Origin of the sequence: Rhodopirellula maiorica SM1 (genome assembly GCF_000346295.1) — a bacterium.
Lineage (GTDB): Bacteria > Planctomycetota > Planctomycetia > Pirellulales > Pirellulaceae > Novipirellula > Novipirellula maiorica.
Genome location: NZ_ANOG01000944.1, coordinates 1 through 8,464 on the forward strand (window position 1 = coordinate 1; position 8,464 = coordinate 8,464).

7 protein-coding genes are annotated in these 8,464 nt (G+C 55.9%); 1 reads left to right on the forward strand and 6 read right to left on the reverse strand.

Annotated features, from left to right (window positions below; genetic code table 11):
• Positions 1–116 precede the first annotated feature (116 nt).
• The 6 genes from RMSM_RS30160 to RMSM_RS30185 form a co-directional block, all read right to left on the reverse strand.
• Positions 117–1,217, reverse strand: a complete 1,101-nt coding sequence (locus RMSM_RS30160) for an MraY family glycosyltransferase (RefSeq protein ID WP_236622367.1) — start codon at positions 1,215–1,217, stop codon at positions 117–119.
• Between the two features lie 357 nt (positions 1,218–1,574).
• The gene (locus RMSM_RS30165) at positions 1,575–2,366 is read right to left on the reverse strand and encodes a hypothetical protein (protein WP_144058068.1); all 792 of its coding nucleotides are present in this window, start codon (positions 2,364–2,366) and stop codon (positions 1,575–1,577) included.
• A gap of 120 nt (positions 2,367–2,486) precedes the next feature.
• A complete protein-coding gene (gene truB, locus RMSM_RS30170; protein WP_315850161.1) occupies positions 2,487–3,557 on the reverse strand; it encodes a tRNA pseudouridine(55) synthase TruB in 1,071 nt (356 codons plus the stop codon).
• Positions 3,446–3,955 carry a molybdopterin adenylyltransferase gene (gene mog, locus RMSM_RS30175; RefSeq protein ID WP_008706384.1) on the reverse strand — a complete coding sequence of 170 codons (510 nt, stop codon included), beginning with the start codon at positions 3,953–3,955 and terminating at the stop codon, positions 3,446–3,448. The genes truB and mog overlap by 112 nt, the downstream gene beginning before the upstream one ends.
• A gap of 5 nt (positions 3,956–3,960) precedes the next feature.
• Positions 3,961–5,049, reverse strand: a complete 1,089-nt coding sequence (locus RMSM_RS30180; RefSeq protein ID WP_144058069.1) for an SGNH/GDSL hydrolase family protein — start codon at positions 5,047–5,049, stop codon at positions 3,961–3,963.
• A complete protein-coding gene (locus tag RMSM_RS30185; protein WP_236622368.1) occupies positions 5,042–6,892 on the reverse strand; it encodes a chloride channel protein in 1,851 nt (616 codons plus the stop codon). The genes RMSM_RS30180 and RMSM_RS30185 overlap by 8 nt, the downstream gene beginning before the upstream one ends.
• A 449-nt stretch (positions 6,893–7,341) precedes the next feature.
• On the opposite strand from RMSM_RS30185, the gene RMSM_RS30190 reads away from it, so the two are divergent.
• The coding region (locus tag RMSM_RS30190) for a YeiH family protein (RefSeq protein ID WP_008706392.1) at positions 7,342–8,464 on the forward strand (1,123 nt) is incomplete at its 3' end.

Below are 8,464 nucleotides of genomic sequence, written 5' to 3' on the forward strand. Positions count from 1 at the left end.
ATCGATGACCGCATCCAGCAACGCTGGATTCTCAACCGAATGCTGCTCGGCGGCGTCCGATGGGGTCGCACGTTTCGCTTCGCTGCGGCCGCCAGGACTTTGTCCGCTTCGGCTTTCTATTTTTCGTCGCTTTGCCACTGAGTCGATTCCAAGATAATCACAAGCAATAACATGCATCCCACGATCCCGATCACCATGACCGCTTGCGCTAGTTCCACATGGGTTAACAATATCGAAGCCAATCCGCAGGTGCCGGTGACGAGGTAGATCGTCAATACCGCTTGGGTTCGGCTGAGTCCGAGTTCGACCAAGCGGTGCGAAAAATGGCTGCGGTCGCCCACAAACGGACTGCGTCCTTGCCGAATTCGAATCCACAGCACCGTGGTCATGTCATAGAGTGGAACCGCCATCACGCACAGCGGTGCCAACATCGCATGCGGTCGCGATCCGTCGCTGGTGGCAAACGTCGCCATCAACATCGAAACGGCAATCAGGAAACCAACCAGGTAGCTGCCGCCATCGCCCATGAAAATTTTTGCGGGCGGTCGATTGTGCCATAAAAATCCCAGCAGCGACCCGCACACGACCAACAACATTGCGGCAACGAACAATTGAGGCTGTGATGTTCCTGGGTCGGCTGTCGTCAACATGACGATCGCCATTGATGTGGCGATTATCGCTGCCACGCCACCGCTGAGCCCATCCATGTTGTCAAGCATGTTGAATGAATTGATCAGCCCGACAATCCAGATCACTGACAATACCTTGGTCAGCCAAGCGATGCTGATGAACGCCGTTAAACCAAAATTCAATCCATAGACCACGAACGCGGCAACCGCAAACTCGACAGCCAGCCGTAACAATGGATTCACTCCGCCGCGGTCATCGATCACACCAAGGATCGTCAGCACCGTGCCAGCGCCGAGCAGCCACCACAACTGGGCGACACGCGACCAGACGCCTTCCAAATGCGGAACGACTTGATCGGGCAAGTGCGATTGCAGAGCGACGTTGCTGCGAAAAAACGCCACCGCGAACGTGCCCACAGCGAAGGTCACCACGATACCGGCCCAAATTCCAATGCCGCCTCCCAAGGGTGTCACGTTGGTGTGCGTGCTGTGCCCGCCAGGACGGGCAACCAAACCAAGCTGGGCGGCAAAGCGGCGAACCGGGTAAATCGTAACCAGAGAAATGACCAACGGGGGGAGGACCGTCACAGCGATCAACCATCCAAGCCACTGTGAAAGATCCAACGCAAAATCCTCATGAAAAAATGGCCGAATTAAAACGGCTCAATCTATCAAGAAATGGAGCGTCCAGGTACGTGGCACACGCGCAAGTGACCGCTCGGAAATAACAGCGGTGTTTCAGACGCCCACCTCGAAAGGAAACGCTGTACAGCATTTCGCCGCAGAAAATCACGTTGAAGTTTCGGGGGCACTGGCCACAGTTCGAAAGTCTCACGCGACTTCCGCTATGGCAAAGAAACGCAAACGCTATAAGAAAAATGCTTCACTGCGTTTGCCCATCACAGCGTTTGCCCAAACGGCTAACGGGATGTCACCTCATCATCCCTACTCGGCTTGCTTGTTGATCGGGATGGGCGGAACGAACTTCGGTTTGGGAATCCCGCCTTGCTGAAAAATTTGATGAGCACTCGGATTTTCTTTTTTTAATGCCTTTTCATTCTTGTAGGTTTTCGTTGGGCTTGGTTTACCCGCCTTGGTTTCGGTCACATCGATGCTGCCGTCGGGCTGGCCCGCCACTTTGATGGTCTTGTTGTTTTCGGTGATCTCGACCGATTTGATCCCGTTATTGAATCGAATCCTGACCGTTCGTCTCAGCTGCGGCGGCGGATTGCCGCCGCCCATCTGAATACGGATGCCTCCTTGCAATGGATTCCCCAGTGCTCCTTGGCGGCGAATGATGACTCCCCCGTTGCCAAACGGGTTCAGCCCTTCGAATTCGTCAGCGTCAGGTTCCATTAACCGTTTCGCTCTTTGTGCGACCTGTGCCGATCTACTTTGTGAAAGCGACTGCAACGTTTCGCGGGCAGCAAGCTCGAGATGCGTGTCATTGCCGATCAGATGCTGCTGCAGAATGTCAAACGCACGGTCCGAAACTTCGCGACTTTCGCTGTGCGTCGCCGTGGCAAGGTCTTCGATCGCTCGTTTGCCCAGCGAATGAAGTTGACGCATGGCGTGTTGCCGCTTGCTAAATTTGTCCGAATCGAGCTGCTGAATCAACGATTTGACGAGAGGGTCGCCGCGGAGGAGACTTCGATTGCGATCGTTCCCCGCGGCAACTCCGACGGTCGCAAGTGTTAGCCCCCACATCACAATCCAGGTTGTCCGTTTTGGTGGCATCAGAGTTTCCTGTGGAAATGAGATCGCGGCACCAGTCATTGAACCCAATTGTAGCAATTTACGCCATGTCGTCTGGATCGATTGTGACCGGCCGCTGCCGATTAAGCCGGCTGCTGCTGATTAAGACAGCGATCGCGGTTCGAGCGGAAAGACACGCTCGGGATACCATGACGGATCGTATTGTTTGGTTTTGCCGCGAACGATCGCAATCAACCGCCCGTCGGTGCGAATGGCGGCGGCGACGCCTTCGTCGGTCGGAACCGACGATTCGATCGGTCCAGCATCACCGGTTAGCGGATCGATTGGTGTGTAAAATGCCGTACCAAACACGTTCAAGCCGTTGATCAGTCGCATCGCGTCTTCGTCGTTAACGGATAAATGAGGCAGATGCTCGACGCCCAGTCGTGCTGGTTGCACGAAGGGAGCCAAATCGTCGTGGCGGATTTGATCAATCGAGATCGTGTCGCCTGCGTGAAACGGTCCGACACGCGTGCGAACTAAGTGCGTCATTACCGCGTGGCCACCGACACTGGCGGCCAAATCGACCCCTAGCGAGCGAACATAGGTTCCCGACCCGCACGTGATATCCAATGCGACGTTGGGATAGTCGTATTTGACTATTTTGAAGTCATACACTTGGACTTTTCGCGAAGGCACATCGACTTGTTCACCGTTGCGAATTCGGTCGCAGGCTCGTTTGCCATCAATCCAAATCGCCGAATAAGCCGAAGGAACTTGTAACACTTCGCCTGTCAACGATTTCGCTGCGGCGACAAGCGATTCGAGTGTAGGAATGGGATCATCCGGATATTCGGTCAACGGTTGCTCGAGGTCCCCCGATTCGCTTTCAGCGCCCAGCCGAAACGACGCCAAGTATTGTTTAGGGTAGTTTTGTACGAACGAGGTCAATCGCGATGCACGACCGACGCCCAGCACCAGGACGCCTTCGGCCAGTGGATCGAGTGTCCCGGAGTGCCCCACCTTGTGTGGCCGCACTCGCCGCGCAGCAATATTGACGAGATCGCGTGACGTCATTCCTGACGGCTTGTTGCAATTGATAAATCCGAACACGTCTGCGTTTACTTTCCTTTGGGGCGAAACGCGGCCAAGCGATCCGGTTTGGTTTCGATGCGAGGGCCATCGATCAGGTCGACGCAATAGGGAATCGCCGGAAACACGGCATTCAAACACTCAGCGATCGCCGAGGGTTTGCCGGGCAAGTTCACGATTAGACTTGATCCACGAATTCCCGCGGTTTGTCGCGACAAGATTGCCGTCGGAACATGCTCGAGTGAAACCTTTCGCATGAGTTCGCCAAAGCCGGGCATCATCTTTTCACAAACCGCTTCGGTGGCTTCGGGGGTCACGTCTCGTTTTGCCGGCCCCGTGCCGCCGGTGGTCACGACCAGCGAGCAGTGTGATTGATCGCACAATTCGATCAACGCGGACTCGATCGCCTGTACATCATCCGAGACGATTCGCGCAACGACCGACCAATCGCAATCAAGAATTTCGTTCAAGTATTCGTGGATGGCAGGACCGCCACGATCTTCGTATTCGCCCCGACTGGCGCGATCCGAAACCGTCAATATTCCTATTCGTATCGGTTGCAAAACAGTGAATCCTTGCGGTCGCAGAAAGTATCAGAAGAAAAATTCGCCAACATCCGATCGGGTCCCGATGTAACGATGGGAGGCGGGGCTCCGGGAGGCTGGTCTTGGGGAGTCGGTCGCTGGGCAAATTTGGGAGCCAAGCGGCTGTGCCTGACAATGGCGTTCAAAAAGACTCGCCGGATCGCGTCGTAGCCGCGGTCGTTGGGATCTTCGATATTGGTAAAGAACCAGTAGTGTGGATCGCTTGCATCGTAATTCGCACGCCAAAATTGACGGCAATGCGAACCGTGACCCAAGAAGGTCTGGTACAGATCGACCACGTGAACGTGATCTCGCGTTTGCGCAACTTCGCGGATCACTTGGTTGTATTGAGCGTGGATCGCTAAACCGTCCGGCCAAGCGGGCAAGAAAATGCTCGGTGCGTCACCAACCCCATCGGTCGGGTCGTAAATGTCAGCGATAAAAATCTCGCAGCCCAGCGGGAATCGTTTTTCGATCTCGTCAAACATGGTCGCCAAACGAGTGCGAAAGTTGGCGATCCATGGCTGGGCCTGCTGGAGCGTCGCAGAGTACATGGCGCATTCCCGCGGAGCGCTTCGTCCATAGCTGTGAATCAGGTCGTTACCGCCCGAGGTCATAAGGACAATCCCGCGAGCCTCGTGATAAACCGGGATCGTGTTTTGAATCACGTCGAGATGCGTTTGCGATTCCGAGCCCGAGATCGCAAAGTTTTCGGTTTTCAGGTTGGGCAGCACCGCGGACAAGCAAACGCCACGGAGTTCGGGGAATTCGTCATCGGGATTTTTGATCACGCGGTTGAAAAAACTGTGGCTGGGTGATTTTGCCCCCAGTCCGGCGGTGATGCTGTCGCCGACGCCGATGATTTGGATCGGTTCCTCGGACCAGATTTGCTGAAACGCTCGAGTGTCCACTCGGGGCCCTGCGGGACCGCCGCCAATCGGTCTGGCAAGATAAAATTCGATGTAACCAAAGACGCCTCCGATGGTCAAAATGGCAATCGTCAGCAGCACGAACAGTCGAGTTCGTTTTCGTTTGGGGGGATTAGACATCTTGCTCGGTCTCGCGGCGGTGCTCCAGGATCCTTCGATTGTAGGCTGCGATGGTTTCTTTCCGTCCCAAAAATCCGAGTAACTTCGTTGGATTTTCAGGGTCGACGACTGGCAATTCATCGACATTCAACGTCGTGAATTGCTGCATCGCAGTGTTCAAGTCATCCTCGGGCGAGACGCGATGAAATTCGCTGATCATCACGTCACGCGCGTTCGCCAGCCGCCACAGAGTTTCATCGTACAGATACGCGCGGACGTCATCGGCGGAGAACAGACCGACCATCGCGTCATTTGAATCGACGACGGGAAAGTAGTGCTGGTTGGTCTCCGCCAATCGATGCACGATCTCGTCCAGTGTCTCGCCTTCGTGGATCATCAGCAAACGGCGGCCTTTGAGATAGACGTCCTTAACCGCGAGTCCCTCGAGGACGTCGACCAGGAAATCGCCTCGGTGTGCTGGAGATTCTAGTCGTGATGCGACTTGATGCGTGTACAGGATCCACTTGGACGAAAACACAAACGTCAACGCGCACACCAACATCGTCGGCACCAACAATCCAAAGTCGCCGGTCAGTTCGCGGATCAAGATGATGGTCGAGATCGGAGCTCGCGCGACGCCCGAGAAAAAGCCCGCCATGCCGACGACCGCATAGGCTTCGGGATAGGGGACCCATTCAGGAAACATCGAATGAGCGGCTTGACCAAACGCCGCTCCGGCACAGCCGCCGATCACCATCAACGGGCCAAACACACCTCCGGACCCACCGGAGCCGATCGACAGGGACGTGGTCAGCATTTTTGCCAAAGCCACCGTCGCCAAGACGCCGATCGTCAACCCGCTGTCACCGCTAAGCGCGTGTTGCAGCGTGCCGTAGCCGGTGCCCAAAATGCCCAAGACTTCCCGATTGTTTCCACTGTAGATAAACAGCCCAATCCCCACCAAACCGGCCATTAGGGCGCCGAGTGCAGGACGCAGGTGTGGCCAAAGCGGGGCGGCTTCGAAAAGTTTTTGGGTGGCGTGAAAGAAGCGAACATAAAACGCCGCCATGAACATCAGGATGATCGCCAGCAGCGTGTAGGGCAGCAACTCCATTGGCGAATTGAGTGTGTGCGCAAGATCGTTGCCAAAGATCGGCTGAAAGCGTACTTCGGCCGAAATCGATTGCGTATAAACGCTGTAGGCGACAATCGACGCAATCGCGCTGGGGACGATCACATCGGCCTCCATGTCGGCATCGCTGTACAAGATTTCGGCGGCAAAGATCGCTCCAGCAAGCGGAGCGCGGAACATCGCTCCGACTCCGGCACCGACGCCTGCTGCTAACATGATGCGGCGATCGGTCGAGGAAAGCCGGAATCGATCGGCTATCGTCGCTCCGATGCCCGCCCCGATCTGAGCGATCGGACCTTCTCGGCCTCCTGATCCTCCCGTGCCAAGCGTGACTGCCGACGCAATCGTTTTGACCCACGGGACGTGAGCGTTGACCATTCCTTTTCGATTGTGAAATGCATCAACCGCCGCGTCGGTCCCCGCCCCACTCGCTTCGGGGGCGAACCAGTGGACAAGTAGACCGGAGACCAGGCCTCCGAGAGTGATAACCGCGACAACCATCCAGGGCGAAAAAGGGATGCCAGCACTGTCAAAAAACTGGTGCTCGCCGATCGAGCCCTCCGATGGATAGCCAGCGAATTCGCCCAGCGTGTAGCGGCGGACCGCTTGCGTGGTCCATTCAAATGCGATCGATGCCACTCCGACAGCGAGCCCCACCAACAGCGCGAGCAGTGACCAGCGGCCTGATGCATTGAGTTTCAAGGCACGAAATGGCCGAGCAGGAAATTTCACCGAAACGGAGCAGACAATGAGAGGAGACAAATGGTTCGATCCGCATCGGTCCCCGACGCGTTTCGACACCCTTTAAGCTCACCACTATAAAACGATTCCGTATTTTGACGAAAGGAGCCTTCGCGACCGAAGTCGGCATTTTCTGTGTCACCTAGCCGCCGACCTTTCCACCAACCCGCATTCTTGCGGCATCGCCTGCACTGAAAAGATAAAATCGGCTATCGTCTAGGCTCTGCCTGAAAACAAAGAAACGGGTCGCGCTGCGACGCCCCCGCGTCCCTTCTCCCCCGCCGCGCAGCGGATAGCGGGCGAGAAGGAAAGGATGAAGGGTGGTTTTCAGGCAGAGCCTCGTCACATCTGTTTAGCAATCGAAAACGAACAGCAATTTACCGCGTTTCGGACCTCCGCAGAAATCCCCCCTTCCCTCCCATTTGCGATTCTAACCGCCGATGAATCATTCTTCTCGCGACGAGAATTCGTCGGTTGCAAAATCGGACGATGTGAACGCCACCACCGGCAGCCTCACTTTCGTTGATCCTCCATGGTACCGCCGCGAGGATTGGGTGGCGGTGATCATCGGCTTGAGTCTGCTTGGGATGGCGGTGGTATGTATCACCTTTGGATTGCCGGATTCGGATCGATTGGGCACGGGGCTTGTTCATCCGTGGGCCGATTGGATGGGGAAACCCGCGTCGTGGGAATCGAATCCGCTGGATGCTTTGAGCGGAACGATTCTGCCGCTGATCGGATCATTCGTGGTTTGCTGGATCGCTTTTACGGTCGCGGCGGCAATGGCGGGGCGGCATATCGTCCAATTCGCGATCGCGTTTCCCTTCGTGTTCGCACTCGCGTTGATCGCCTACGTGATGGAAGGGCAATTGACCGTCAAGCATTTGAATCTGTCCTCAGCTCTGTGGGCGATCGTGATCGGATTGGTCGTTAGCAACACCGTCGGCGTGCCCGGTTGGTTGCGGCCTGCGGTTGCGACGGAGCTGTTTATTAAAACCGGCTTGGTCGTGCTCGGCGGCGAGATCTTGTTTGATCGATTGTTGGCGTTGGGAGTCCCCGGCATCTTTGTTGCTTGGATCGTCACGCCAATCGTTTTATGTACGACGTTCTGGTTCGGCCAGCGAGTTTTGAAAATGGAATCCAAAACGTTGAACATGGTGATCAGCGCCGACATGTCGGTATGCGGAGTCTCCGCAGCGATCGCGGCAGCAGCAAGCTGCAAGGCTAAGAAAGAGGAATTGTCACTCGCAATCAGCATGTCGTTGCTGTTCACCGTGGTGATGATGATTTTGATGCCGTTTGCAGTCCAGTGGATCGGACTTGACCCGATCGTGGGCGGAGCATGGATCGGAGGCACGGTCGATTCGACCGGTGCCGTGACAGCCGCCGGTAAAGCGCTCGGCGAAGATGCGGAAAAGATCGCGGTGACCGTCAAAATGATTCAAAACATCTTGATCGGCGTCGCTTCGCTTGGCATCTCGATTTATTGGGTCGCTCGCGTCCAACCGCAGAGCGAAGGCAAACCGGCGGGATTGCCGAGGTTTGGCGACGATTTCCGCGTTT